At 68.2% G+C, this 26,368-nt stretch carries 21 protein-coding genes; 15 read left to right on the forward strand and 6 right to left on the reverse strand.

Features of this window, described 5'->3' with window-relative positions; all coding sequences use genetic code 11:
• The 7 genes from nuoK to HA630_RS20825 form a co-directional block, all read left to right on the forward strand.
• Nucleotides 1-165 (forward strand): NADH-quinone oxidoreductase subunit NuoK (nuoK, locus tag HA630_RS20795; protein WP_166837423.1); only part of this gene is annotated, 165 nt, incomplete at its 5' end.
• A 30-nt stretch (nucleotides 166-195) separates the two neighbouring features.
• Nucleotides 196-2,238 carry an NADH-quinone oxidoreductase subunit L gene (gene nuoL / locus HA630_RS20800; RefSeq protein ID WP_166837424.1) on the forward strand — a complete coding sequence of 681 codons (2,043 nt, stop codon included), beginning with the start codon at nucleotides 196-198 and terminating at the stop codon, nucleotides 2,236-2,238.
• A gap of 13 nt (nucleotides 2,239-2,251) precedes the next feature.
• On the forward strand, nucleotides 2,252-3,727 hold the full coding sequence (locus HA630_RS20805) for an NADH-quinone oxidoreductase subunit M (RefSeq protein WP_166837426.1): 1,476 nt from the start codon (nucleotides 2,252-2,254) through the stop codon (nucleotides 3,725-3,727).
• A 43-nt stretch (nucleotides 3,728-3,770) separates the two neighbouring features.
• On the forward strand, nucleotides 3,771-5,255 hold the full coding sequence (nuoN, locus tag HA630_RS20810) for an NADH-quinone oxidoreductase subunit NuoN (RefSeq protein ID WP_166837428.1): 1,485 nt from the start codon (nucleotides 3,771-3,773) through the stop codon (nucleotides 5,253-5,255).
• 14 nt (nucleotides 5,256-5,269) lie between these two features.
• Nucleotides 5,270-5,572 carry a DUF2818 family protein gene (locus HA630_RS20815; RefSeq protein WP_166837430.1) on the forward strand — a complete coding sequence of 101 codons (303 nt, stop codon included), beginning with the start codon at nucleotides 5,270-5,272 and terminating at the stop codon, nucleotides 5,570-5,572.
• Nucleotides 5,573-5,579: 7 nt separating this feature from the next.
• A complete protein-coding gene (locus HA630_RS20820; RefSeq protein ID WP_166837432.1) occupies nucleotides 5,580-6,176 on the forward strand; it encodes an NUDIX domain-containing protein in 597 nt (198 codons plus the stop codon).
• Nucleotides 6,173-6,667: a DUF1178 family protein gene (locus HA630_RS20825; RefSeq protein ID WP_166837434.1), complete on the forward strand. Its 495-nt coding sequence runs from the start codon at nucleotides 6,173-6,175 to the stop codon at nucleotides 6,665-6,667. The genes HA630_RS20820 and HA630_RS20825 overlap by 4 nt, the downstream gene beginning before the upstream one ends.
• 21 nt (nucleotides 6,668-6,688) lie before the next feature.
• Here HA630_RS20825 and HA630_RS20830 read toward each other — a convergent pair whose 3' ends face one another.
• Nucleotides 6,689-7,996: a Glu/Leu/Phe/Val dehydrogenase gene (locus tag HA630_RS20830; protein WP_166837436.1), complete on the reverse strand. Its 1,308-nt coding sequence runs from the start codon at nucleotides 7,994-7,996 to the stop codon at nucleotides 6,689-6,691.
• Nucleotides 7,997-8,104: 108 nt separating this feature from the next.
• A complete protein-coding gene (locus HA630_RS20835; RefSeq protein ID WP_243855597.1) occupies nucleotides 8,105-8,473 on the reverse strand; it encodes a helix-hairpin-helix domain-containing protein in 369 nt (122 codons plus the stop codon).
• Between the two features lie 81 nt (nucleotides 8,474-8,554).
• Here HA630_RS20835 and HA630_RS20840 point away from each other — a divergent pair, with 81 nt between their 5' ends.
• Together HA630_RS20840 and HA630_RS20845 are read left to right on the forward strand one after the other, a co-directional pair.
• Nucleotides 8,555-9,214 carry a CoA pyrophosphatase gene (locus tag HA630_RS20840; protein ID WP_166837438.1) on the forward strand — a complete coding sequence of 220 codons (660 nt, stop codon included), beginning with the start codon at nucleotides 8,555-8,557 and terminating at the stop codon, nucleotides 9,212-9,214.
• Between the two features lie 71 nt (nucleotides 9,215-9,285).
• Nucleotides 9,286-10,227 carry a CobD/CbiB family protein gene (locus tag HA630_RS20845; RefSeq protein ID WP_166837440.1) on the forward strand — a complete coding sequence of 314 codons (942 nt, stop codon included), beginning with the start codon at nucleotides 9,286-9,288 and terminating at the stop codon, nucleotides 10,225-10,227.
• Nucleotides 10,228-10,269: 42 nt separating this feature from the next.
• On the opposite strand, the gene rsgA is transcribed toward HA630_RS20845, so the two are convergent.
• A complete protein-coding gene (gene rsgA / locus HA630_RS20850; RefSeq protein ID WP_166837441.1) occupies nucleotides 10,270-11,172 on the reverse strand; it encodes a ribosome small subunit-dependent GTPase A in 903 nt (300 codons plus the stop codon).
• Nucleotides 11,169-12,446, reverse strand: a complete 1,278-nt coding sequence (locus HA630_RS20855; RefSeq protein WP_166837443.1) for a M48 family metallopeptidase — start codon at nucleotides 12,444-12,446, stop codon at nucleotides 11,169-11,171. Before HA630_RS20855 ends, rsgA begins: the two co-directional genes overlap by 4 nt.
• A 59-nt stretch (nucleotides 12,447-12,505) precedes the next feature.
• Between HA630_RS20855 and orn the strand changes: the two genes are divergently transcribed.
• The 3 genes from orn to HA630_RS20870 all read left to right on the forward strand — a co-directional run bounded on the left by orn (nucleotide 12,506) and on the right by HA630_RS20870 (nucleotide 16,859).
• A complete protein-coding gene (orn, locus tag HA630_RS20860; protein ID WP_166837445.1) occupies nucleotides 12,506-13,108 on the forward strand; it encodes an oligoribonuclease in 603 nt (200 codons plus the stop codon).
• A gap of 86 nt (nucleotides 13,109-13,194) precedes the next feature.
• Nucleotides 13,195-14,817 carry an inorganic phosphate transporter gene (locus HA630_RS20865; protein WP_208300197.1) on the forward strand — a complete coding sequence of 541 codons (1,623 nt, stop codon included), beginning with the start codon at nucleotides 13,195-13,197 and terminating at the stop codon, nucleotides 14,815-14,817.
• Between the two features lie 317 nt (nucleotides 14,818-15,134).
• Nucleotides 15,135-16,859 (forward strand): DEAD/DEAH box helicase, encoded by a 1,725-nt coding sequence (locus tag HA630_RS20870; protein WP_166837449.1) that lies wholly within the window; start codon nucleotides 15,135-15,137, stop codon nucleotides 16,857-16,859.
• On the opposite strand, the gene HA630_RS20875 is transcribed toward HA630_RS20870, so the two are convergent.
• A complete protein-coding gene (locus tag HA630_RS20875; RefSeq protein WP_208300198.1) occupies nucleotides 16,784-19,756 on the reverse strand; it encodes an EAL domain-containing protein in 2,973 nt (990 codons plus the stop codon). The genes HA630_RS20870 and HA630_RS20875 overlap by 76 nt on opposite strands.
• 241 nt (nucleotides 19,757-19,997) lie before the next feature.
• On the opposite strand from HA630_RS20875, the gene HA630_RS20880 reads away from it, so the two are divergent.
• From HA630_RS20880 to HA630_RS20890, 3 genes are read left to right on the forward strand one after another with little or no spacing between them, the layout of a single operon-like run.
• Nucleotides 19,998-20,858 carry a motility protein A gene (locus HA630_RS20880; protein ID WP_166837451.1) on the forward strand — a complete coding sequence of 287 codons (861 nt, stop codon included), beginning with the start codon at nucleotides 19,998-20,000 and terminating at the stop codon, nucleotides 20,856-20,858.
• Nucleotides 20,855-21,718: a flagellar motor protein MotB gene (locus HA630_RS20885; RefSeq protein ID WP_166837453.1), complete on the forward strand. Its 864-nt coding sequence runs from the start codon at nucleotides 20,855-20,857 to the stop codon at nucleotides 21,716-21,718. Before HA630_RS20880 ends, HA630_RS20885 begins: the two co-directional genes overlap by 4 nt.
• A gap of 23 nt (nucleotides 21,719-21,741) precedes the next feature.
• A complete protein-coding gene (locus HA630_RS20890) occupies nucleotides 21,742-24,204 on the forward strand; it encodes a UvrD-helicase domain-containing protein (RefSeq protein ID WP_166837455.1) in 2,463 nt (820 codons plus the stop codon).
• On the opposite strand, the gene HA630_RS20895 is transcribed toward HA630_RS20890, so the two are convergent.
• Nucleotides 24,191-26,317, reverse strand: coding sequence for a diguanylate cyclase domain-containing protein (locus HA630_RS20895; protein ID WP_166837456.1), 2,127 nt, complete (start codon nucleotides 26,315-26,317; stop codon nucleotides 24,191-24,193). The two genes, HA630_RS20890 and HA630_RS20895, sit on opposite strands and share 14 nt — an antisense overlap.
• Nucleotides 26,318-26,368: the final 51 nt, after the last annotated feature.

Genomic DNA, 26,368 nt, shown 5'->3' on the forward strand with positions numbered 1-26,368 from the left:
GTGGCCTTCTCGCACTACCTGGGCGATTTGCACGGCCAGATCTTCGTGTTCTTCATCCTCACGGTGGCCGCGGCCGAGTCCGCGATTGGCCTGGCCATCCTGGTGCTGCTGTTCCGCAACCGTTCCTCCATCAACGTGGACGAACTCAACACGCTCAAGGGCTGACGCTCAAGGGTTTTACGCAAAGTCACAACGATGAGTACAAGCCTTTCTGCAAGCACGCTGCTCGCGGTGCCGATGGCGCCGCTGGTGGGTGCCCTCCTGGCCGGCGTTCTGGGCACCCAGTTCGGTGGCAACGTCATCGGCCGCCGTGCCGCCCACACCTTCACCATCCTGGGCGTGCTGATCGCCTTCGTGCTGTCGGCCCTCACGCTCAAGAGCGTGGCGGTGGACGGTGCGCGTTTCAACGAAACCCTCTACGAATGGATGGTGGTCGGTGGGCTGAAGATGGAAATCGGCTTCATGGTCGATGGCCTGACCGCCATGATGATGTGTGTGGTGACCTTCGTCTCGCTGATGGTGCACCTCTACACCATCGGCTACATGGAGGAAGACGCCGGTTACAACCGCTTCTTCGCCTACATTTCGCTGTTCACCTTCAGCATGCTGATGCTGGTGATGAGCAACAACCTGCTGCAGCTGTTCTTCGGCTGGGAAGCGGTGGGCCTGGTGTCTTACCTGCTGATCGGCTTCTGGTTCAACAAGCCGACCGCGATTTTCGCCAACATGAAGGCCTTCCTGGTCAACCGCGTGGGTGACTTTGGCTTCATCCTGGGCATAGGCCTGATCGCCGCCTACACCGGCAGCTTGAACTACACCGAGATTTTCGCCAAGGCGCCCGAGCTGGCCGCCATTGAATTCCCGTGGTACATCCTGGGCCAGGACGCGCTGCTGGTCACCGTCATTGGCGTCTGCCTGTTCATCGGCGCCATGGGCAAATCGGCCCAGTTCCCGCTGCACGTCTGGCTGCCCGATTCCATGGAAGGCCCGACCCCGATCTCCGCGCTGATCCACGCCGCCACCATGGTGACTGCCGGCATCTTCATGGTCGCGCGCATGTCGCCGATCTACGAACTGTCCGACGCGGCGCTCAACTTCATCCTGGTGATCGGTGCCATCACCGCGCTGTTCATGGGCTTTCTGGGCATCATCCAGAACGACATCAAGCGCGTCATCGCCTACTCCACGCTGTCGCAGCTGGGCTACATGACTGTGGCGCTGGGCGCGTCGGCCTACTCGGTCGCGGTGTTCCACCTGATGACCCACGCCTTCTTCAAGGCCCTGCTGTTCCTCGGCGCCGGCTCGGTCATCATGGGCATGCACCACAACCAGGACATCCGCTGGATGGGCAATGTGCGCAAGTACATGCCCATCACCTGGATCACCTTCGTGCTGGGCACCCTGGCGCTGATCGGCACGCCGCTGTTCTCGGGTTTCTACTCCAAGGACAGCATCATCGAGGCGGTGCATTTCAGCAACCTGCCCGCCGCCGGTTTTGCCCACTTCGCGGTGCTGGCCGGTGTGTTCGTCACCTCGTTCTATTCGTTCCGGCTGTACTTCCTCGTGTTCCACGGGGCCGAGCGCTACGACCAGAACCCAGACACCCACCACGGCCATGACGACCACCACGACGACCACGGCCACCATGGCGACGGCAAGCCGCACGAGTCGCCTTGGGTGGTGACGGTGCCGCTGCTGCTGCTGGCCATCCCGTCGGTGGTGATCGGTTACATGACCATCCAGCCCATGCTGTTTGGCGACTTCCTGGCCGACGCCATCCACGTCAACGGGGCGCTGCACCCGGCCATGGTGCGTTTCGCCGAGATCTTCCACGGCCCGCTGGCCATGGCCTCGCACGCCCTGTCCACCCCGCCGCTGTACCTGGCGGCGGCCGGTGCCGTGACCGCTTGGTACATGTACCTGGTCAACCCCGCGCTGCCGCAGGCCATCGGCCGGGCCCTGCGCCCGGTGGTGGTGGTGCTGGAAAACAAGTACTACATGGACTGGATCAACGAAAACATCCTGGCCAAAACCGCGCGCGGCCTGGGCATCGGCCTGTGGAAGGGCGGCGACCGCGGTCTGATCGAAGGTGCGGTGGTCAACCTGAGCTGGAAGCTGATCGGTGTCGTTTCGGGTCTGGTGCGCCGATTGCAAACCGGCTACCTGTACCACTACGCCTTCGTGATGATCGCCGGTCTGCTGGCCTTCATGACCTACTTCGTGTGGCTCGCCAAATAAGGAGAAGAAGAAAATGGGTTTGCTGAGCCTTGCGATCTGGACGCCGATTTTTTTCGGTGTCGTCCTGCTCGCGATCGGGCGTGACGAACACGCCCACCTGGTGCGTTGGGTGGCCCTGATCGGCGCCCTGTTGGGTCTGGCCGTCACGGTGCCGCTGTACACCGGCTTCGAGGTCGGGTCCGCCGCGATGCAGTTTGTGGAGAATACCCCCTGGATCGAGCGCTTCAACATCCACTACCATCTGGCGGTGGACGGCATCTCGCTGTGGCTGGTTCTGCTGACGGCCTTCATCACCGTGATCGTGGTCATTGCCAGCTGGGAGTCGATCACCGAGCGCGTCCACCAGTACATGGGGGCCTTCCTCATCCTGTCGGGTCTGATGATCGGCGTGTTCGCCGCCGCCGACGCCATGCTGTTCTACGTCTTCTTCGAAGCCACGCTGATCCCGATGTACCTGATCATCGGCATCTGGGGCGGCCCGAACAAGATTTACGCCGCGTTCAAGTTCTTCCTCTACACCCTGCTCGGCTCGCTGCTGATGCTGGTGGCGCTGATCTACCTGTACAACGTGTCTGGTGGCAGCTTCGACCTGGCCACTTGGCACCAACTGCCCCTCGGGGCGGGCGTGCAGACCGCGCTGTTCTTCGCCTTCTTTGCCGCCTTCGCGGTGAAGGTGCCGATGTGGCCGGTTCACACCTGGCTGCCCGACGTGCACGTGGAAGCCCCCACCGGCGGCTCCGCCGTGCTGGCGGCCATCATGCTCAAGCTGGGCGCCTATGGTTTCCTTCGCTTTTCGTTGCCCATCGCGCCTGACGCCTCGCACGAATGGGCCGGCCTGATGATCGGCCTGTCACTGACCGCCGTGATCTACGTCGGCCTGGTGGCCATGGTGCAGCAGGACATGAAAAAGCTGGTGGCGTACTCGTCGGTGGCGCACATGGGTTTTGTCTCGTTGGGCTTCTTCCTGTTCAACGACCTGGCCGTCTCGGGCGCCATCGTGCAGATGATCGCCCACGGTTTTGTCTCGGCCGCCATGTTCCTGGGCATCGGTGTGCTGTACGACCGGGTGCATTCCCGTGAAATTGCCGATTACGGCGGTGTCATCAACACCATGCCCAAGTTTGCCGCCTTTGCGCTGCTGTTCACCATGGCCAACGCCGGCCTGCCCGGCACCGCCGGTTTCGTGGGCGAGTGGATGGTGATCCTGGGTGCGGTCAAGGCCAACTTCTGGATCGGCATGGCCGCGGCCACGGCCCTGATCTTCGGTGCCTCCTACTCGCTGTGGATGTTCAAGCGCGTCTACCTCGGCCCGGTGGGCAACGACCACGTCAAGGCCCTGCTCGACATCAACAAACGCGAGTTCCTGGTGATGGCGCTGCTGGCGGTGATGGTGCTGTACATGGGCATTCACCCCAAGCCCTTCACCGACGTGATGAACCCTTCGGTCGCCGAACTGCTCAAGCACGTGGCCGTGTCCAAGCTGCCCTGAGGCGTGCGCGCCCACGCCTTACCCAGATTCGAGAGAGCCCTTCATGATTGACAGCATCAGCTTGGCCATGGTCATGCCGGAGATCATTCTCCTGGTGATGACCAGCCTCATCGCGATTTACGACCTGTTCGTGGCCTCGCCCGGACGCGTGTCCACCTACCGCCTGACCCTGCTGACCCTGGCCGTGGTGGCCGGCCTGCAGGGCTACATGGGCGCCAGCGGCCAGACCCTGTCGGGTTTTGGTGGCATGGTGGTGAACGACCCGATGGCGGCCTGGCTCAAGTGCTTTGCCGCGGTCGCCATGATCGTGACCCTGGTCTATGCCCGCCCCTATGCACGGGACCGCGACATGCTGCGCGGCGGTGAGCTGTTCTCGCTCTCGTCGTACTCGCTGCTGGGCATGTTCATCATGATCTCGGCGCACAACTTCCTGGTGATTTACCTGGGGCTGGAACTGCTGACCCTGGCCGGTTACGCCCTGGTGGCGCTGCGCCGCGATGACCTGCGCGCCACCGAGGCGGCGATGAAGTACTTCGTGCTGGGCGCCCTGGCCAGCGGCTTCCTGCTCTACGGCATGTCCCTGCTGTACGGCGCGACCGGCTCGTTGGATCTGGCCGTGGTGGCGCAGGCCATTGGCGCCAGCGGCGACAAGTCGCAGGTGCTGATCTTGGGTGTGGTGTTTGTGGTGGCGGGCCTGGCCTTCAAGCTGGGCGTGGTGCCTTTCCACATGTGGGTGCCCGACGTGTACCACGGCGCCCCCACCGCGGTGACGCTGATGATCGGTGGCGCGCCCAAGTTGGCGGCCTTTGCCATCGTCATGCGTTTGTTGGTCGAGGGTCTGGGTCCGCTGGCGTTCGATTGGCAGCAGATGCTGGCGGTGCTGGCGGTGGTGTCGCTGCTGGTGGGCAACCTGGCCGCGGTGGCACAAACCAACTTCAAGCGCATGCTGGCGTTTTCCACCATCTCACAAATGGGCTTCATGTTGCTGGCCTTCGTCGGTGGCGTGGTCAATGGCGACGCGTCGAATGCCGCCAACGCCTACGGCGCGGCCATGTTCTACGTGGTCACCTACGTGCTGACCACCCTGGCCACCTTCGGGGTCGTGCTGCTGCTGTCGCGCGACGGCTTCGAGTCCGAGGAACTGTCGGACCTGGCCGGCCTGAACCAGCGCAGCCCGCTCTACGCGGGCGTGTTGGCGGCCTGCATGTTCTCGCTGGCCGGTGTGCCCCCGCTGGTGGGCTTCTACGCCAAGCTGTCGGTGCTGCAGGCCCTGCTGGAGGCCGGTGGCGGCCTGTACGTGGGCTTGGCGGTGTTCGCGGTGCTGATGTCGCTGATCGGCGCCTTCTATTACTTGCGCGTGGTCAAGGTCATGTACTTCGATGCGCCGACGCAGACGGCGGCCATCCAGGCGCCGCTGGACGTGCGCGCGGTGTTGTCCGTCAACGGTGCCCTGGTGCTGGTGCTGGGCATCGTCCCCGGTGGCCTGATGGCTTTGTGCGCCGACGCGGTGCGCGCCATGCTGGCCTGAGCTAAGCTGCGCGCATGAATACCGCTGCCTCTGTGTGGCTGGTGGTGGGCCTGGGTTTCCTGGCCGCCAACCTGCCATTCGTCAACGAACGCTTGCTGGCCGTGTGGCCGACGGCCGGTGCCGCCAAAAGCCTGTGGGCCCGCCTGGCCGAACTGGTGGTGTGGTACCTGGTGGTGGGGGGGGTGGGGCTGGCGCTGGAACAGCACGCCGGCCAGATCTACCCGCAAGGCTGGGAGTTCTATGCCATCACCGCGGCCATGTTCCTGACCTTTGCCTTCCCGGGTTTCGTCTACCGTTACCTGGGTCGGCGCCGCTGAGGCCGGCATGGCCTTGTTGCCCGACCTGCAACCGGCCCACCTGAAGGAAACACCGCTGCACAGCCGCACGGTGTACCAGGGCCATTTTCTGCATGCCCAGCGCGACACGGTGCGCCTGCCCGATGGGCGAGAAGCCGTGCGCGAATACATCGTGCACCCCGGCGCGGTCATGGTCATCCCTTTGCTGGACGATGGGCGGGTGGTGCTGGAGCGCCAGTACCGCTACCCCCTGCACCGGGCGATGATCGAATTCCCCGCCGGCAAGCTGGACCCGGGCGAGCCGGTGCTGGCCTGTGCCCAGCGCGAGCTGTGGGAAGAAACCGGTTACCGTGCCGTCGAATGGGCCCGCGCCGGTGTGCTGCACCCGGTCATCTCTTACGCCACCGAATGCATTGACATCTGGTTTGCCCGGGGACTGACCGCGGGCTCGCGCCGCCTGGACGATGGGGAGTTTCTGGACGTGCTGGCGGTCACACCGGCCGAACTGCTGGCCGCTTGCCGAGACGGCGTGGTCACCGATGCCAAGACGCTCACGGGTGCGCTCTGGCTCCAGAACGTTTTGCGCGGCGACTGGCCGTTGACCTGGGAACGGGTGGCGCCATGAAGGTGCTGGACCTGGCCTGCGGGCAGGCGCACGTCTTCGAAGGCTGGTTTGCGTCGGAAGAAGATTTCCGCGCACAGCACGCCCGTGGCCTGGTGATCTGCCCCTGCTGTGGCGACCGGCAGATCGAAAAGCGCCTGAGCGCCCCGCGCCTCAACCTGGGCCGCGGTGAGGCCGCGTCACCCCCATGCACCGGCGCGGCTGCGGCCACCCCCACCACCGCCGCGGGCGCACCCAGCGCCCGCGCACCGGTCGCTGCGGACGCCGCCGCGCACCAAGCGGCCGCGTGGCGGGCCCTGCGCGAGGCCGTGACCCGCACCGAGGATGTGGGCGAACGCTTTGCCGACGAAGCGCGGCGCATGCACCACGGCGAGGTGGCGCGCCGCGACATCCGCGGCCGCGCCAGCCCCGAACAGACCCTGGCCTTGCTGGAGGAGGGCGTGCCGGTGCTGCCCCTGCCCAACCTCCCAGGCCTGGACGGCCCCCTGCACTGAGCCGCAGTAGCCCTGCCAGCCTCAGGGGTAGAGCCCACGCAAGTCGCGCGCCCGCAGGATGCGGTGGCAGGCGACGATGAAGGTGGCGGTGCGCAGGCTGACGCGGTGTTCCTCCGCCACCTGCCAGACGGTGTCGAGCGCCCCTTTCAGGATCTTCACCAGCCGCTCGTTGATTTCCTCCTCGCTCCAGAAAAAGCTGGAGAAGTCCTGCACCCATTCAAAGTAGCTGACCGTCACGCCGCCGGCGTTGGCGATCACGTCGGGCAACACCAGCACGCCGCGCTCGCGCAGGATGTCGTCGGCCAGAGGCGTGGTCGGGCCGTTCGCGCCCTCGATCACCATGCGCGCCCGGAGGCGGCCCGCGTTGGCTTCGGTGATCTGCTGCTCCAGCGCTGCGGGGATCAGGATGTCGCAGGGCACGTCCCAGAACGCATCGCTGGCCAGGGCTTCGGCCCCGGGGAAGCCGGCCACCGAACCGTGGGCGGCGGCGTGGGCCAGCAGGGCCGGTATGTCCAGGCCGGCCTCGCGGTACACGGTGCCGGCGTGGTCCTGCACCGCCACCACGCGCGCGCCGGCCTCGGCAAACAAGCGGGCGGCGACCCCGCCCACGTTGCCCAGGCCCTGCACTGCGACGGCCGCGCCCGGCACGGCCAGGCCGATGCGCCGGGCGGCCTCCACGCCCACGGTGAACACGCCGCGGCCGGTGGCGTCGCGCCGCCCCAGCGAGCCGCCCAGGTCCACCGGCTTGCCGGTGACCACCCCGGTGGCGGTTTCCCCGACGTTCATGGAATAGGTGTCCATCATCCAGGCCATCACCTGTTCGTTGGTGTTGACGTCGGGGGCGGGAATGTCTTTGGTCGGCCCGATGATCAGGCCGATTTCGCTGGTGTAACGGCGCGTGACGCGTTCCAGTTCGCCCAACGACAGCTGGCGCGGATCGACCCGGATGCCACCCTTGGCGCCGCCATAGGGCACGTTGACCGCGGCGTTTTTGATCGACATCCAGGCCGACAGGGCCATCACCTCGGACAGGGTCACGTCCTGGTGGAAGCGCACGCCGCCCTTGCCGGGGCCGCGCGAGGTGTTGTGTTGCACCCGGTAGCCCTCGAAATGGGCCACGGTGCCGTTGTCCAGCAGGATCGGCACGTCGACGATGAGCATGCGCTTGGGGCGCTTGAGCGTTTCCACCCACCGCGCCAGGTCGCCCAGGTAGGGCGTGACCCGGTCCACCTGTTGCAGGAAAATGCCCCAGGGGCCGAGGTGGTCGGCCTGCAGGTAGGAGGGCAGGGCATGGGCCGCGCGCGGGCCGGTGGCGTTGGAGGGGGTCATGGGCAAGGAATGGGGTTGAACATGGGCCTGAGCTTAGTGAGCCGCCCACGACTTGTCCAAGGCCAAGCCTCGATGGCTTGATGCGGCGAACGCATAACCCGGCCGCACTCAACGCGTGGCGGCAGGGGGGCGCGGCACCGTCATGGAGGGCTGGGTTGGGAAGGGCGGGTGCGAGGTTTGGGGCGGTGCTGCGCCGGACGCTGGCAGGGCCAGGCCGTTGACCGTGAGCCCCTGCGCCGACAGCTTGGCCGCCGTGGCCGGACCGATGCCGGCGACACGCCGGATGAAGTCCGGCCAGTCGCGGAACGGCCCCGCCGCCCGGGCCTGCAGAATGCGTTCGCTGGTGCGGGGGCCGATGCCCTTGATCGCCATCAGGTCCTCGGCCGGGGCCTGGTTGACGTCCACCGCCGCCCAGGCCTGCAGGGCCCAGCAGCACCACAACATGGCGCACAGGCGCCCGAACCCGAAGAACCGCATGGCCCACTCCCCGTGTCGTGTCGTTGCACAATCTTGTGCTTGCACTGTACCCCAAGTCCACGGCGCCGTGGCCCCTTGCCCATGTTTGATCCCTCGACCGTGCCCGTGGTGGGCACCGATGCCCACCTGCCGCCGGTGCCGTCCCAATCGTTGTCGGCCGCGGGCCTACGCCAGCGCTTTCGCGCGCCCCCGGTGTGGCAACCCGAGGTGCGGCGCGAGCCGCGTTTCAGCCACCATGCCCTGCGAGCCGCCGCGGTGCTGGTGGCGGTGCTGGAGCGGCCCGAGCCGACCCTGCTGCTGACCCAGCGCACCGCGCACCTGCCCACCCACGCCGGCCAGATCGCCTTCCCCGGCGGCAAGATCGACCCCCACGACGCCGACGCCACCGCTGCCGCCCTGCGCGAAGCGCACGAAGAGGTGGGGCTGGCCCCGGACCGCGTCGAGGTGCTGGGCTGCCTGCCCGAATACACCACCGGCACGGCCTTCGTCGTCACCCCGGTGGTGGCGCTGGTGCCGGCCGATGCCCGCCTGACGCCCAACCCGCACGAGGTGGCCGAGGCGTTCGAGGTGCCGCTGGCCTTTCTGATGGACCCGGCCCACCACCGCCGCCACCAGATGGACTGGGAAGGCCGGGCCCGGCAGTGGTTCTCCATGCCCTACCGCGACGGCGGGCAGGAGCGCTTCATCTGGGGGGCCACCGCTGGCATGTTGCGCAACCTCTACCGTTTTCTGAGCGCGTGAAGGCGGGCCATTGCGGGTAATCCCTGCCCAAGGTGGCTGGCTGCCAGATGTGGTGTCGCTATGATGCCGGCATGAGTTTTTTCGCGATTTTGCTGGCCCTGTTGCTGGAGCAGGCGCGACCGCTGGCGGCCGACAACCCGGTGCATGGCGCGGTCCTGGCTTGGGTGCGCTGGGTGCGCCGCACGCTGGACGCGGGGCAGACGCACCACGGCTGGCTGGTCTGGCTGGTGGCCGCGGCGGTGCCCGCGCTGCTGTCGGCTGGCATTTACGGGCTGCTGCAGCACGCCAGTGCCGTGCTGGCCTTTGCCTGGCTGGTGCTGCTGCTGTACCTGACGCTGGGTTTCCGGCAGTTCAGCCACCACTTCACCGCCATCCGCGAGGCGCTGGAGTCGGGCGACGAACCACGCGCCCGGGCCGCGCTGGCCGAATGGCGCCAGGTCGATGTGGACCAGCTGCCCCGCCAGGAACTGCTGCGCCACGTGATCGAGCATTCGGTGGTGCAGGCGCACCGCCACGTCTTCGGTGTGCTGGTGTGCTTTGTGCTGCTGGCGGCGCTGGGCCTGGGGCCGGCCGGCGCCGTCTTGTACCGGCTGGCCGAATACCTGTCCCGTGCCTGGCGTGCCCAGGCCGACGCGGGGCCCAGCGAGGCCCTGCAACAGGCCGCCCGCCTGGCCTGGCAGTGGGTCGATGCGCTGCCGGTGCGCGTCACCGCCCTGGGCTTTGCGGTGGTGGGCAATTTCGAGGAAGCCGTGGCCAACTGGCGCCAGGACGCCCGCCAGTTTCCCGACCGCAACGAAGGCATCTTGCTGGCGGCCACCGCCGGGGCGATCAACGTGCGCCTCGGGGGCCAACCCCTGGGGCCGCAGTCGGCCGAGCCGGCGGCGGGCGTGGCCGTCACCGACGGTCGGGTGCCGCAGTTGGCGCACCTGGCCAGCGTGGTCGGTCTGGTCTGGCGCAGCGTGGTGCTGTGGCTGCTGCTGCTGGCCCTGGCCATGCTGGCGCGCCTGGTCTGAACGCCCAGACGGCCCAGCGCGCCGCGGCTCTGGGGCCGGCGTTCAGTAGCGCGGTTGTGACAGCTCCGCGAACAACTCACCGTACAGGCGGTAGCGGTTGGCCGAAATCGTGTCCTCTGCCAGCGCCTGGCGCACCGCGCAACCGGGCTCGTGCAGGTGGGTGCAGTTGTAGAAGCGGCACTGCCCCAGGTGCGGGGCGAAGTCGGGCATCAGCGCGGCCAGGCGCGTGGCCTCGAGGTGGTGCAGGCCGAATTCCTGGAAGCCGGGCGAGTCGATCAGGGCGGTCTGGTGCGTGTCGTCCAGCCAGTACCAGGTGGTGCTGGTGGTGGTGTGCTTGCCCGAGTTGAGGGCGCGCGAAATCTCGGCGGTCTCTGCCTGCGCCTGCGGGATCAGCCGGTTGATCAGGGTGCTTTTGCCGACACCGGACGGGCCCATCACCAGGGTGGTGCGGCCCAGCAACTGGCCGGTGAGGGCGGCCAGGCTGCCGTCGTCGCTGGCCAGGCTCAGCGGCAACACCGTCTGGCCCATGGCCCGGTAGGGGGCCAGCCGCGCCCAGGCCCGCTCGAACAGGGGGCCCAGGTCGCGTTTGTTCAGCACCACCAGCACCGGAATGCCCTCGGCCTGCGCGGCGATCAGGGCGCGCATCAACTGGCTTTCCGAAAATTCGGGCTCGGCCGCGAGCAGGACCAGCACCTGGTCGAGGTTGGCCGCGAAGGACTTGGTGCGGATTTCGTCTTGCCGGTAGAGCAGGTTGCGCCGCGGCTGCAGGCGTTCGATGGTGCCTTCGTCCTGGCTGGCCTGCCACAGCACCCGGTCGCCGACGACGGCCTGGCTTTTCTTGCCGCGCGGGTGGCAGATCAGGCGCTGCCCGGTGTCGGTTTCCACCAGGCAATGGCGGCCGTAGGTGGCCACCACCCGCCCGGCCTGCAAGCTGGGCGCGGTCATGCCGGCACCGGCATGCGGGCCAGCCGTTCACCGGCCGGCGGGTGCGAGTAGTAGAACTTCACGAACAACGGGTCGGGCGTGAGGGTGCTGGCGTTGTCCTTGTAGAGCTTGAGCAGTGCCTGGGCCAGGTCGCGGCCATCGGCGTGCTGCATGGCGTAGGCGTCGGCCTCGAACTCCTGCTGGCGCGACAGGTGGCTGGTCAGCGGCGTGATGAAGAAGGTCGCCAGGGGCACGACGCTGGTGAACAGCAGCAGCGCCAGCGCGCTGTTGGGGCTGCCCAGGTTGAGGCTGACGCCCAGGCCGGTGTAGAACCAGGTCTGGCCCGACAACCAGCCCAGCAGGGCGAAGCCCAGCAGGCTGACCGCGAACATCAGCCCGATGCGCTTGACCACGTGCCGGTGCTTGAAGTGGCCGAGTTCGTGCGCCAGCACCGCGTCGATCTCGCCGGGGTTCAGGCGCTGCAGCAGGGTGTCGAAAAACACCACCCGCTTGGCCGGGCCGAAGCCGGTGAAGTAGGCGTTGGCGTGGGCGCTGCGTTTGCTGCCGTCCATCACGAACAGGCCTTTGGCAGAAAAACCGCAGCGCGCCATCAGCGCGTCGATGCGCTGGCGCAGCGCGTCGTCGTTCAGCGGCTCGAAACGGTTGAACAGCGGGGCGATGACCGTGGGGTAAAGCACCAGCAGCAGCAGGTTGAAGCCCATCCACACGCCCCAGGCCCACAGCCACCACAGGCCGCCGGCGGCCTGCATCAGCCACAGCACCAGCGCCGCGATCGGCAGGCCGATGGCCCCGCCGACCAGCGCGCCCTTGACGCCGTCGCTCAGCCACAGGCCCAGCGTCATCTTGTTGAAGCCGAAGCGTTCCTCCACCCGGAAGGTCTTGACCCAGGCCAGCGGCAGTTCCAACAGCCCGCCCACCAGGAAGAACGCGCCCAGCAGCGCCAGTTGCTGCCACAGCCCGGTGCCCAGCAGCGCTTGCAGGCTTTCGTTGAGCAGGTTCAGCCCGCCCAGCAGGGTCCAGCCCACCAGCACAGCGGCGCCCAAGGCCATGTCCAGCAACCCCAGGCGCGACTTGGCTACGGTGTAGTCGGCGGCCTTGCGGTGCGCGGCCGGGTCCACGGTGCCGGCGAAAGCGGGCGGCACCGCGTCGCGGTGGCGGGCCACGTGGCGCATCTGGCGCGAGGCCAGCCACAGGCGGGTCAGCAGCCCGGCCAGCAGCAGCACGCAAAACAGCGCGGTCCAGGCGGTGGCCGCAGGGGTGGAAACAACAGTCATGGGGGCAAGTCTAGCGAAAGTCCCCGGGCGGTGTGCCGGATCGGTGAAAATCTTGGCCCATGAACGTTTTCCTTGCCCCGCCCGACGCCGAGTCCGCCGCGCCCGGTGCCGCCGTGTCGCTGGCCAAGAGCGACCAGAACCTGGTCTGGCTCGACTGCGAGATGAGCGGCCTGAACCCGGAGAAAGAGCGGCTGCTGGAGATCGCGGTGGTGATCACCGGGCCACAGCTCACGCCCCGGGTGGAAGGACCGGTGCTGGTGCTGCACCAGAGCGACGCGGTGCTCGATGGCATGGACAACTGGAACAAGGGGGCGCACGGGCGCAGCGGCCTGATTGGCAAGGTCCGCGCCAGCACCCTGACCGAAGCGGACGCGCAGGAGCAACTGCTGGACTTCATCCAGCGCTACGTGCCGCGCAACGGTTCGCCGCTGTGCGGCAACAGCATTGGCCAGGACCGGCGCTTTCTGGTCAAGTACATGCCCAAGCTGGAGGCCTATTTCCATTACCGCAACCTGGACGTGAGCACCCTCAAGGAACTGGCCAAGCGCTGGCGCCCGGAGGTGTACGCCGCGTTCAAGAAGCACCAACGGCACACGGCCCTGGCCGACGTGCACGAGTCGATTGACGAACTGGAGCACTACCGACACCATTTCCTGCGTTGAAGGGCTGGTTTCTTTTCTTTCCCGACGCCGCCGACCGCGCCCCGCCAGAGGGCCGGCGGCGGTGACACACAAGACACAACATGAGCATGACCTTGAAGCCCGCCACCCGCGCGGGCGAAGCGCATTTGCGCCAAATGCTGCGGCTGGCCGCGGCCGTGGCTTTCCTGATCGGCGTGGGCCTGTACGCGGCCTTCAGCAGCGAGGGCCTGCCGGGCCTGAGCACCCAGGCTTTGTGGTTCCTCATCGTCGCGGCGGCGGTGGGCGGCTACATGGCGATGAACATCGGCGCCAACGACGTGGCCAACAACATGGGGCCGGCCGTGGGGTCGGGCGCCATCACCCTGGGCTGGGCCATCCTCATCGCGGCGGTGTTCGAGGCCCTGGGCGCCATCATCGCCGGCGGTGAGGTGGTGGGCACCATCAAGGGCGGCATCATCGACGTCAACGCCTTTTCCGACCCCGAGAAGTTCACCTGGCTGATGCTGGCTGCGCTGCTGGCCGGCGCCCTGTGGCTGAACCTGGCCACCATGCTGGGCGCGCCGGTGTCCACCACCCACTCCATCATCGGCGCGGTGATGGGGGCCGGCATTGCCGCCGGGGGCTGGGGCCTGGTCAACTGGGGCACCATCGGCTCCATCGTGGCCAGCTGGGTGGTGTCGCCGCTCATGGGTGGGGTGATCGCTGCGGGTTTCCTCTACGTCATCAAGCGCACCATCACCTACCAAGGCGACATGACCCAGGCCGCCACGCGCATGGTGCCGGTGCTGGTGGCGCTGATGGCCTGGGCCTTTGCCACCTACATGCTGCTCAAGGGCGTGTCGCAGCTGGTGAAGGTGTCGTTCCCGGTGGCGGTGGCCCTGGGCGGCGCGGCGGCCGTGGCGGTGTACCTGCTGGTGGCCCGCCCGGTGGCCCGGGCCGCGCGCAAGCAGCCCAACACCAAGGACGGGGTGAACGCCCTGTTCACCTGGCCGTTGGTGTTCTCGGCCGCGCTGCTGAGCTTTGCGCACGGCGCCAACGACGTGGCCAACGCGATCGGCCCGCTGGCGGCGATTTACGAAGCCGTGGTCACCGGGGCGGTGTCGGCCAAGGCGGCCACCCCGCTGTGGGTCATGCTGCTGGGTGCGGTGGGTTTGGCGGTGGGGCTGGCGCTGTACGGCGCGCGCCTCATCATGACGGTGGGCAAGGAAATCACCGAGCTCGACCGCATGCGGGCGTATTCGATTGCCATGTCCGCCACGTTGACCGTCATCGTCGCCTCGCACTTTGGCATGCCCGTGTCGTCCACCCACGTCACCATCGGCGCGGTGTTCGGGGTGGGCTTCCTGCGCGAGCTGCTCAAGGTCAACTACGCCAAGATGGAGGCGGTGGTGCGCGCCGGCCACCAAGGCCAGGACCGCGAGGCGGTGGAGGCCTACCTGCTGAAGTTCGAGGCGGCGCCGGTGGACGAGAAAAAGCGCATGCTGGCCGAAATGAAAAAGCGCGCTGCGGTGCGACCTCCGGCCGGTGCCGCGCCGGCGCCCGAACCCGAGGCCCCGGGCGCTTTCGACAAGAAGGAGCGCAAGGCCTTCAAAAAGGCCTACAAGAAAGAGATCGTCAAGCGCTCGGTGGTCATGCGCATCGTGGCGGCCTGGATCGTGACCGTGCCGGCGACGGCGGTGTTGTCGGCCATGCTGTACCACGGCATCGCCGCCCTGCTGAGCCAGCCCTGAGGCCGTGGCAAAAAAAGACTTGGGGAAAACCCGGGTCTGTGTGATAATTCGTGGGTGCTGCCAAACAGGCGGCACCTACGCACATCTGCCTCACGCTCTGGCCTCGCGCCGGTGACACCCACCGGCCTGTCTGCAATTGCAGACATCGAAACGCCTCCTGCACGCTTTCTGTGTCCGGCCCCTCAGGCCGCACGGGCTTGCCGATTTGTTTGTGGTTGATGTTTTTTGTGACCACGAACGGATCGGACGAGCCGGGAACACCCTTTTCCCCGGCGGCCCGTTTCGTTCTGTTGCGCTTTTCGCGCAAGGACGAAGACATGACGGATTTCCAACAAGCCTCCCAACTCGACCAGCTGGTGGACAGCGTGCTCGACGCCGCCCCCGTGGCCGCTGAAGGCACCCCAGCCCCCGCCGGCCCCAACCTGTTTGCTCAACTGGGCCTGGCCGCGCCCCTGGTGCAGGCCGTGGCCGACCTGGGTTTCACCCAGCCGACCCTGGTGCAGCAGGCCGCCATCCCCAAGGCCATGAAAGTGGGCGTGGAAGGCCATAGCTACACCGACCTGATGGTGTCCAGCCAGACCGGCAGCGGCAAGACCGCGGCCTTCCTGTTGCCCGTGTTGCACACCCTGATCGAGCTGCAGGCCGAAGCCGAAGCCCGTGAACAGGCCGAGTGGGACGCCTTGGTGAAGCAGGCCGAAGCCGAAGGCAAACCCGCCCCCAAGCGCGCCAAGCGCAAGAACCCGATGCTGGCCCGCCACTTCAAGCCGGCCGTGCCGGGTGCCTTGGTGGTGTGCCCCACCCGCGAACTGGCCCAGCAGGTGGCGCACGACGCCATCGACCTGGTCAAGCATTGCCGCGGCCTGCGCATTGCCAACGTGGTGGGTGGCATGCCGTACCAGATGCAGATCGCCAAGCTGCAAAACGCCGACCTGGTGGTGGCGACCCCCGGTCGTCTGCTGGACCTGCAGCGCAGCGGTCAGATCCAGCTCGACCAGGTGCGCTTTCTGGTGGTGGACGAAGCCGACCGCATGCTGGACCTGGGCTTCTCGGACGACCTGGCCGAGATCAACCAGCTCACCATCAAGCGCCACCAGACCATGATGTTCAGCGCCACCTTCGCGCCGCGCATCCAATCGCTGGCCGCCCGAGTGATGCGCGACCCGCAGCGCTTGCAGATCGACACCCCGCAGGACAAGCACAGCAGCATCGAGCAGCAGCTGTTCTGGTGCGACAGCCCGGAACACAAGCGCCAGCTGCTGGACCACTGGCTGCGTGACGCCAGCATCGACCAGGCCATCGTGTTCGCCAGCACCCAGATCGAGTGCGACGCCCTGGCCGAAGACCTGCAGCAGGCCGGCTTTGCCGCCGTGGCCCTGCACGGCGCCCTGAGCCAGGGCCTGCGCAACCGCCGCCTGATGGCGCTGCGCAGCGGTCAGGTGCAAATTCTGGTGGCCACCGACGTGGCCGCCCGCGGCATCGACGTGCCCACCATCACCCACGTGTTCAACTTTGGCCTGCCGATGAAGGCCGAGGACTACACCCACCGCATTGGCCGCACCGGCCGCGCCGGCCGCAAGGGTCTGGCCGTGACCATGGCCGAGTTCCGCGACCGCCGCAAGATCGGCGAGATCGAGGCCTACAGCCAGCAGGTCATCAAGACCGCGACCATTCCGGGCCTGGAGCCGAAGAAGCCGGTGTACGACTTCCGCAACGACCGTGGCGACCGCCGCGGTGGCCCGGGCCGTGGTGGCCGCAACGGTGGCGGCGGTGACCGCTTCCGCGGGGCGCCGTCGGGCGGTGGGTTTGCCGGCCGCGGCCAGGGCTACGGCCATGGCCACGGTGGCGACCGCAACGGCGGCGCGGAGCGCGGTGGCGACCGTTTCCACGACAAGGCGTTTGCCCCGCGCGGCGCCCGCCCCGCCGGTGACGGTGCCCGTGTCGGTTTTGCCGCCGCCCCGGAAGGCCGTCAGCCGTTCGGTGACAAGCGCCCGCGCAGCCACGCCTCGAAGCCGTTCGCCGGCAAAGGCCGCCCCAGCAGGTAACCCTGCATCTCGTCGCAGCCGCGCTGGCGCAGGAAATCGCGCTGCGCGGCGGTTTCCACCCCTTCGGCGATGGTGACCAGCCCCAGGCTGTGCGCCATCTGCACGATGGTTTCGACGATGTTGGCGTCGTCCGCGTCGTCGGGAATGTCGCGCACGAACGACTGGTCGATCTTGAGTTTGTGCACGCTGAAACGCTTGAGGTGGTTCAGCGACGAGTAGCCGGTGCCGAAGTCGTCCACCGACAGCAGCAGCCCCAGCTGGCGCAGTTCGTTCATGGTGGCGATGGCGGCCTCCGGGTCGTGCGAGGCGGTGCTTTCGGTCAGCTCCAGTTCCAGGCAGTGCGGGGGCAGACCGGTGCGTGCCAAAATACGCTGCACCTGGGCCGGCAGTTGCGGCTGGCGGAACTGCACCGCCGACAGGTTCACCGCCACCACCAGCTCGCCCAGTCCTTGGCTGCGCCAGCGCTGCATCTGGTCGCAGGCCTGCTCCAGCACCCATTCGCCAATCGCCAGGATCTGCCCGCTGCCTTCGGCGATCGGGATGAACTCCGCCGGTGACACCGACCCCCATTCGGGGTGTTCCCAGCGCAACAACGCCTCCACCCCCACCACGCGACCGTCGCGCAACGACGCCTGGGGCTGGTAGTGCAGGCTCAGTTCGCCGCGTTCCACCGCGCGGCGCAGGGCGTTTTCCAGCTGCAGCCGGCGGATGGAGAGCGCCTGCATCTCGTGCGTGAAAAAGGCGAAGCGGTTGCGGCCCTCCTGCTTGGCGCGGTACATGGCGGTGTCGGCGCAGCGGTACAGGGCCTCAAAGTCGGGCCCGTCTTCGGGGAACAGGCCGATGCCGATGGACGGCGTCACCGTCAGTTCCTGCTGCGCCACCAGGTAGGGGGCCGACAGGCGTTCCAGCAGGCGTTTGGCCATGTGGGTCGCGCCGGCCGCGCCGGTGTCGGGCAGCACGGCCACGAACTCGTCACCGCCCAGCCGCGCCACCGTGTCCTGCTCGCGCACCATCTGGCCGATGCGCTGCGCCACCTGGTTGAGCAACTCGTCGCCCACCTGGTGGCCGAGCGAGTCGTTGACCTGCTTGAAGTGGTCCAGGTCGATGAACAGCAGGCTCAGGGGCGTCTGGTGTCGCCGGGCCACGCTCAGGTCGTGTTCCACCCGCTCGCGCAGCAGGGTGCGGTTGGCCAGGCCGGTGAGGGGGTCGAAATAGGCCAGGTGGCGGATGCGTGCCTCCTGCTCGCGCCGGCGGCTGATGTCGCTGAAGATGGCGATGTAGTGGGTGGTCTGGCCCTGGCTGTCTCGCACCCGGCTGATGGACAGCCACTCGGGGTACTGCTCGCCGTTCTGGCGCTGGTTCCAGACCTCGCCCTGCCAGTGGCCTTGGGCTTCGATCTCCTGCCACATGGTGGCGTAAAAGTCCGCGCCGTGGCGGCCGGAGGACAGCAGCGCCGGGGTCTGACCGAGGATGTCGGCCTCGGGGTAGCCGGTGATGGCGGTGAACGCCGGGTTGACTTGGATGATGCGCTGCTGCGCGTCGGTGATGACGAAGCCTTCGCTGCTGCCGTTGAAGAATTCTGCCGCCAGGGCGTGCTGGGTTTCGGCGTCCTTGCGGGCGGTGATGTTGCGCGCCAGTGCGATGAAGCGGGGGGGTGACGCCGCCGTGCGGGCCAGCGGGGCCTTGGCGGTGATGGACAGTTCAAACCACTGCTGGCCGTGCGGCAGGGGCAGGCTGTACTGCCGGCCCATGGAGCGGCCCTGCCGGCTGGCTTCGTCCAGCGCCGCCATCACCTGCTCCCCGGCCTGCGCAGGCAGGAAGTCGCGCAGGTTGCGGCCCAGGATGCTGTCGCGCGGCAGCAGCAGGTCGGTGTGGCTCTGGGCGTGCACCTCGTGGATGACGCCGGTGGCGTCCAGGTCGAACATCAGGTCGGGCACGGCGCTCAGGGTGGCCTGCAGGTCCTGGCGGGTGGCCTCGATGTCGCGGGTGCGGGCGGCCACCTCCTGTTCCAGCCGTGCCTGCTGGCTGCGTTGTGCCAGCAGCAGGTGCACCAGGTAGGCCAGCAGGGCGCTGAACAGCACGCTGCCCAGGGCAAACAGCCCCAGGTTCAGCGGCTGGCCCCAGCCGTCGCGCGGCGCCAGGCTGAGCTGCCATTCGGCATTGGGCACGCGCAGCGCCTTGTTCACCGGGTCCACCAGCGGCTGCCCGGCGAGCACGTTGGCTGAGGCGGCGATCGTCTGCCGCTCCCCGGTGTCGGGGCGCAGGCGCCACAGCGCGTAGTCGTAGCCCAGTTCGCTCAGGCCCTCCAGGCCGGTGGCCGCCAGGGCTTCAGGAAAGCGCAGTGCGACGTTGGCAAAGCCCCAGAAGCGCGGGGCCTCGTGGGGCGGGTCGGGCAAGTAGATGGGCAGTCGCCCCACGGCGCCCAGCCCGCCCTGCACCAAGGTCATCGGGCCGGCCAGGGTCAGCTCCCCCGTGTCGCGGGCGCGCTGGGCTTCGGTGCCCTGCAGCGGGTCGGCCAGCTGGTCAAAACCCAGCAGGGCCTGGTTGCCTGCGGCCGGCACCGCGTGCCGCACCACCCCGCCCGGCGACAGCGACAGCGACGTGACCCCGGGATAGAACGGCAGCAGTTCGGTGACCACTTCCTCGAACTGGGGCACCTGCCCTTGGTTGACGCGCACGATGGCGGCCAGCAGGTAGGTGGCCGACATCAGCCGCTGAATGCGGCTTTCGATGGCCTGGGCCTGGTCGCCGGCCACGGTCAGGATGGTGGCGCGTTGGGCCTCGCTGCGGCGCTGTTCCAGCCACCAAGACAGGCTGCTGAGCGCCCCCAAGCTGAGGCAGAACACCAGCAACGCCGTCAGGCGCTGGGTGCGGGGGGAAGCGGGGCGGGCACTCATCGGTCGGGCCCCGGGGTTGGGCGCGAGCGCAGGGGCCGGGGGCGGGACAGGCGGATCACAACGGCGTCTGGTATTTTTCTGTGGAACCGACTGTAGCCGCAAACGCCCCCGGCCGGTACCCGAAAGCCGCATCAGCCACCCGAACCGGGCGCTGTTCGGCGCTTGGGGGCGGTTGCGCGGCGGGCGCCATGCGGCACAATGCAGCGATGGCGCCCCTGCGCCGCTGCTGAGGAGTCTGGGGATGAATCCCTCCACCCTGATCGGGATGGTGACCAGCGTGCTGCTGCTGGTCGTGGTCATGTTTTTCGCGGCCGAAGACCCGCTGCTGTTCATCGACCTGCCTGGCCTGGGCATTGTGCTGGTCGGCACCATGGCGGCCACTTTCCTGAGCTACCCGCTCAAGGAGGTGGTGCGCGTGTTCAAGCTGATCGGCACCGTCATCCGCAACGAGCGGCTCTACACCCAGAAGGACATCGAGGAACTGGTGGACGTGTCGCGGCTGTGGATCCGTGACGACCCGGTGGCGGTGGAAAAGGCGCTCAAGCGGGTGACCAACCCCTTCCTGCGCACCGGGGTGCAGTTGGTGATCGAGCGCACGCCCGAAGAAGACATCCTGGACCTGATGCAGTGGCGCATTGCCCGGCTCAAGGCGCAGGAAACGGCCGAGGCCCAGCTGTTTCGGGTGATGGCCAGCTACGCGCCGGCCTTCGGCATGATCGGCACCCTGGTCGGGCTGGTCAATTTGATGGACATCCTGGGCTCCGGGGACATGACCGTCATTGGCCACCACCTGGCGGTGGCGCTGATGACCACGTTCTACGGCATCTTGCTGGCCAACCTGGTGTTCAAACCGGTGGCGGTGAAGCTGGAGCGCCGCACCGAGCAGCGCGTGGTGCTGATGAACATGGTGATGCAGGGCATTGCCATGATGACCGCCAAGCGCAGCCCGTCGTTGATGCGCGAGACGCTCAAGTCCTTCGTGGCCCACCACGAGAACGAGATTTTCGACGGCGTGGACGACGCGCCCCGCCCCCGTGGCACCAAGGCCCCGGCCCCGGCGCGCCCTGCCGCCGGCGGCACGCCGCCCAGCCCCCGGCCATGACCGACACCCTGCTGCACAAGGTGCTGGAGCAGGTGGCCACGCAGCAGGCCGCCCAGCAAGCGCCGGCCAAAGGCGCCGCCCCCGAGCCCGCGCCGGCCAGTCTGGGTGCCCTGTACAGCGGGCGCTTCCAGCGCTGGCACGTGGACGCCGCGCCGCCGGCCGAGGAAGAAACCTGGCTCATCACCTACCTGGACGTGATCACCCTGCTGCTGGCCATGATGGTGGTGATGCTGGCGTTTTCCGAGCCGGTCAGCGAAAAATTCCAGGGCGAGCAGCGCGCCAGTGCCCTGGCCGACCAGTCGCCGGTGGTGCAGTCGGCCGCCGACAGCGGCACCAGCGTGGTGCCGCCCGTGCCCCTGCCGCACCCGGTCACGGCCCCGGCGCCCGCCGACGGGCCGCCGCTGGACCGCCGCCCGGCCCAGCCGCCGGTGCCGGCGCTGCCCATCGGCGACCTGGGTAACCAGGTCGAGGTGACCGTGGGCGAAGGGGTGGTGCGTTTTCGCATCAGCAGCGAAATCCTGTTTGCCTCTGGCGACTCGGCCCTGACGCCGGCCGGCCAAGCGGTGATCGACCGGCTGCTGCCCGCCTTCAACCAGGCGCAGGACCACACCATCGTGGTGGAGGGGCACACCGACAACCTGCCCATCAGCACCGCGCGCTTTCCGTCCAACTGGGAACTGGCTGCCGCCCGCGCCGGTGGGGTGGTGCGCCACCTCGAAACCCGCGGGCTGAACCCCACCCGCTTGCGCGCCACCGGCCTGGCCGACACGCGCCCGATCGCCCCCAACGCCACGCCCGAGGGCCGCAGCGCCAACCGCCGGGTCGAGATCACGATGGAAGCGCCGGCCGCCGCGCGCTGAGGCCGACTTCCTACAATGCCGGGATGCACGATGTTTCCCCGCACGACGGCCTGTGGGCCGCGCCGACGCCCGGCCAGTCGCCCCTGTTGCAGTCCCTGAACGCCGAACAGCTGGCCGCCGTCACCCTGCCGGCCGAGCACGCCCTGATTTTGGCCGGCGCCGGTTCGGGCAAGACCCGGGTGCTCACCACCCGCATCGCCTGGCTGCTGAGCACCGGCCAGGCCACGCCCGGCGGCATTCTGGCCGTGACCTTCACCAACAAGGCCGCCAAGGAAATGCTGACCCGCCTGCAGGCCATGCTGCCAGTGAACGTGCGCGGCATGTGGATCGGCACCTTCCACGGCCTGTGCCACCGCCTGCTGCGCGCCCACTGGAAGCAGGCCCACCTGCCGCAGGCCTTCCAGATTCTGGACACCCAGGACCAGCTCAGCGCCATCAAGCGGCTGGTCAAGCAGCACCAGATCGATGAGGAGCGCTTCAAGCCCAAGGAACTGCAGTGGTACATCGCCGCGCAGAAGGAGGACGGCCTGCGCCCCTACCAGTTGACCGGGCGCGACGAGGACGGGCGCAAGAAGATCGAGATTTACCAGTTGTACGAAGACCAGTGCCAGCGCGAAGGCGTGGTGGACTTTGGCGAGCTGATGCTGCGCAGCTACGAACTGCTGCGCGACCACGACCCGATCCGCGAACACTACCAGCGGCGTTTCCGCCAGATTTTGGTGGACGAGTTCCAGGACACCAACAAGCTGCAGTACGCCTGGCTCAAGCAGTTGACCGGCCACGAGGAGAACGGCCGCTTCGTGCCCGGCCACAACGCGGTGCTGGCGGTGGGCGACGACGACCAGAGCATCTACGCCTTCCGCGGCGCGCGGGTGGGCAACATGGCCGACTTCGTGCGCGAATTCGCGGTGCGCCACCAGATCAAGCTGGAGCAGAACTACCGCAGCCACGCCCACATTCTGGAGGCGGCCAACCACCTGATCGAGCACAACCGCGGCCGCCTGGGCAAGAACCTGCGCACCGACCAGGGCGCCGGCGAGCCGGTGCGGGTGTACGAGGCCCCGACCGACTTTGCCGAGGCGCAGTGGATCGTGGACGAGATGAAGCAGCTGGCCAAGAACGACGGCCTGCCGCGCCAGGAAATGGCGGTGCTCTACCGCAGCAACGCGCAGAGCCGGGTGATCGAAAGCGCGCTGTTCAACGCCAGCGTGCCCTACCGCGTGTACGGCGGCCTGCGCTTTTTCGAGCGCGCCGAGGTCAAGCACGCGCTGGCCTACCTGCGGCTGCTGGACAACCCGCACGACGACACCAGCTTCTTGCGGGTGGTGAATTTTCCGCCGCGCGGCATCGGCGCGCGCAGCGTGGAGCAGTTGCAGGACGCGGCCCGGGCCGCCGGCTGTTCGCTGCACGACGCGGTCAGCGCCCTGAGCGGCAAGGCCGGCACCAACCTGGCGGCTTTCGTGGCCAAAATCGATGTGGTGCGTGAACAGACCGAGGGCGCCACGCTGCGCCAGATCATCGAACTGGTGCTGCAGCACAGCGGCCTGCTGGAGCACTACCGCGCCGACCGCGACGGCGCCGACCGGGTGGAAAACCTGCAGGAACTGGTGACCGCGGCCGAAAGTTTTGTGATGCAGGAAGGCTTTGGCCGCGACGCCGTGGCCCTGCCGCTGGACGAAACCGCGCCGGGGCTGAGCCAGTCGCCCGCCAGCCAGGGCCTCAACCCCGATGCGCTGCTGCTGGACGTGCCCCTGCCCGACGCCGGCCTGGTGCAACCCGACACCGGCGAAACGCTGAGCCCGTTGGTGGCCTTTCTGACGCACGCGGCGCTGGAGTCGGGCGACAACCAGGCCCAGGCCGGCCAGGACGCGGTGCAACTGATGACGGTGCACGCCGCCAAGGGGCTGGAGTTCGACGCGGTGTTCATCGTCGGCCTGGAGGAGGGCCTGTTCCCGCACGAAAACAGCCTGAGCAGCATGGACGGGCTGGAGGAAGAGCGGCGCCTGATGTACGTGGCCATCACCCGCGCGCGCCAGCGCCTGTACCTGTGCCACGCGCAGTCGCGCATGCTGCACGGCCAGACCCGCTACAACCTGCGCAGCCGCTTTTTCGACGAACTGCCCGAGGCCAGCCTGAAGTGGCTCACGCCGCCTTCGGGCGGCTGGGGCGCGGGGCTGGGCGCGCCCGGGCCCCGCGCCGGTGGCGGTGCGGGCTGGAACGCCCAGCCGGCCTGGGGCCGCAGCGGGCTGGGCGGGGGCGCGCTGCGTGCCAGCAGCTCAGACCACGGCGCAGGGGCGGTGCCGCTGCAGAAGGCCGCGCCGGCGCACGGCATCCGCGCCGGACAGCAGGTGTTCCACAACAAGTTCGGCGAAGGCCGGGTGCTGACGGTGGAGGGCGCCGGCGACGACGCGCGCGCCCAGGTCAACTTCCCGCGCCACGGCACCAAATGGCTGGCGCTGAGCGTGGCCAAGCTCACCCCGGTGTGAGGCCGGCGTCGGCTGGGGCGGCGGTCGGTGCGGTCGGTGCGGTCGGCGCCAGCCAGACCGTGTTGCGCCCCGCCGCCTTGGCGCGGTACATGGCCATGTCGGCCTGTTTCAGCAGGTCGTCGGGTTCGGTGGCCTGGCCGTCGAACATCACCACCCCGATGCAGGCGGTGCAGCGGTGCTCCACGGCGTGCACCCCGCCGCTGGCCTGTTCCACCGCCAGGCAATAGGGTTCGGCCAGTGCGGCGAGCAGTTTGCCCGCCACCGCGCGGGCCAGTTCCACCGAGGTCTGCGGGTCGGTGTGCAGGTCGCCCAGCAGCACCACGAACTCGTCCCCGCCGAAGCGCGCCACGGTGTCGGTTTCGCGCACGCTGTGGGTCAGGCGGTGCGCCACCTCCACCAGCAGCAAATCGCCCACCCGATGGCCGTGGGTGTCGTTCAGGGGTTTGAAGTTGTCCAGGTCCAGGAACATCAGCGCGCCATGCAGTCCGCTGCGCCGGTGGCTGGCCATGGCCTGGGCCAGGTTGTGGGTCAGCAGGCGGCGGTTGGGCAGCTCGGTCAGGGTGTCGTGCAGCGCCTGCTGCTGAATCTTGGCCTCCAGCCGCCGCCGCTCGGTGATGTCGGTCATGAAGCTCAGGGTGGCGGGCTGGCCCAGCCACTCGAAGGGCGCGTCGTTCAGCTCGAACCAGCGCTCCCCCTGGTGGCGCGTCAGCACCCGGAACGTGTGGTGCTGGGGCGCGGCCTGGCCGTCGGCGGGGGCCGACGCGCGTATCACCCGGTCGCGGTCGTCCTCGTGGATCAGCGGGGCCAGGGGCTGGTTCAGCACCTCGGCCGGGGTGTGGCCGCACAGCTGGAAGAAGCGGGGGTTGGCGAAGCGCAGCACGCCGTTCTGGATCACGGCAATGCCCTCGTTGGCGGTTTCGATCAGCAGCCGGTAGTGCCGTTCCCGTTCCAGCAATTGCTGGGCTTCGCGGCTGCGTTCGATGGCGATGCCCGCCAGCAGGGCCGCTTCTTCGATGAGGGCGATGTCGGCGGGGCTGGGCGTGTGCGGGCGGTGGTGGTAGATGGCGAAGGTGCCCAGCACCCGCTGGTCCGACGAAAAAATGGGTTGCGACCAGCACGCCCCCAGCCCGGCCTGGGCCGCCAGTTCGCGGTAGGGCGCCCAGTAAGGGTGGCTGGCGATGTCTTCCACCACCACCCGTTGCCGGGTGTGGGCCGCGGTCCCGCAGGAGCCCGCGCCCGGGCCGATGGGCAGGCCCTGCACCGCGTCGTTGTAGAACGCCGGCAGGCTGGGGGCGGCGCCGGTTTGCAGGTGCTGGCCTTGCCGGTCCAGCAGCAGGATGCTGCACAACATGCGCGGGTGCAGGGTCTCGATGCCCTGCACGATTTCGTGCAGCAGGGTGGGCAACGGGGTGCCCTGGGCCAGCAGTTCCAGGATCCGGTTGCGGAAGGCCTGGTAGCGCTGGTTCTGGCGCAGGGCGTGTTCGGCCCGGTCCTCGTTCATGATGATCAGGCCCAGGGCCAGCAGCAGGGTGCCGGTCAGGGTAAACAGGAAGGTCAGGGACTGCAGGGTGCCGCCCTGGAACAGCTGCTGCACCGTGAACTGGCCGGTGGCCACGGTCCAGGTGCGCGCGGCCATCATGATGGCCATCAACAGCGCACCGAACACCAGCAGTTGTTCGCCGCGCCCCCTGGGCGCGTGGCGTTGCTGGCGCGCCACCGCCGCCACAAACAGCAGTTGCAGGCCGTACACCGAACTGCCCAGCAGCAGCCGGGCCGTGAAATTGTCCAGAAGAAACGGAAAGCTCAGCCCGATCACCGCCACCGGGGCCCAGGCCCACCAGACGGGCCAGCGCTGGTCGTGGAAGCGGCGGATGCCCAAGGCGTACACCGCCAGCGCCCCGGACATGCACACGTTGGCCACCACCACCGAGGCCCAGTCCGGCACCTGGCCCCTCAGGCCGTAGAGCACGTAGCCCAGCGCCTGCACGCCCAGCGCTGTGGCCCACAGCAGCAGGTTGCGGTGCCGTTGGCGCCCGATAAAGCCGATCGCCACGGCCAGCACCGCGGAGACGGCGATGATCACGGCGAACAGGGTGGGGACGTGGAAGGACATGGGCGGCACAGCGATGTGTCCAAATGTAGCACCAGGGCCCCCGACACCACA

It is taken from the genome of Aquabacterium sp. A08, assembly GCF_011742065.1.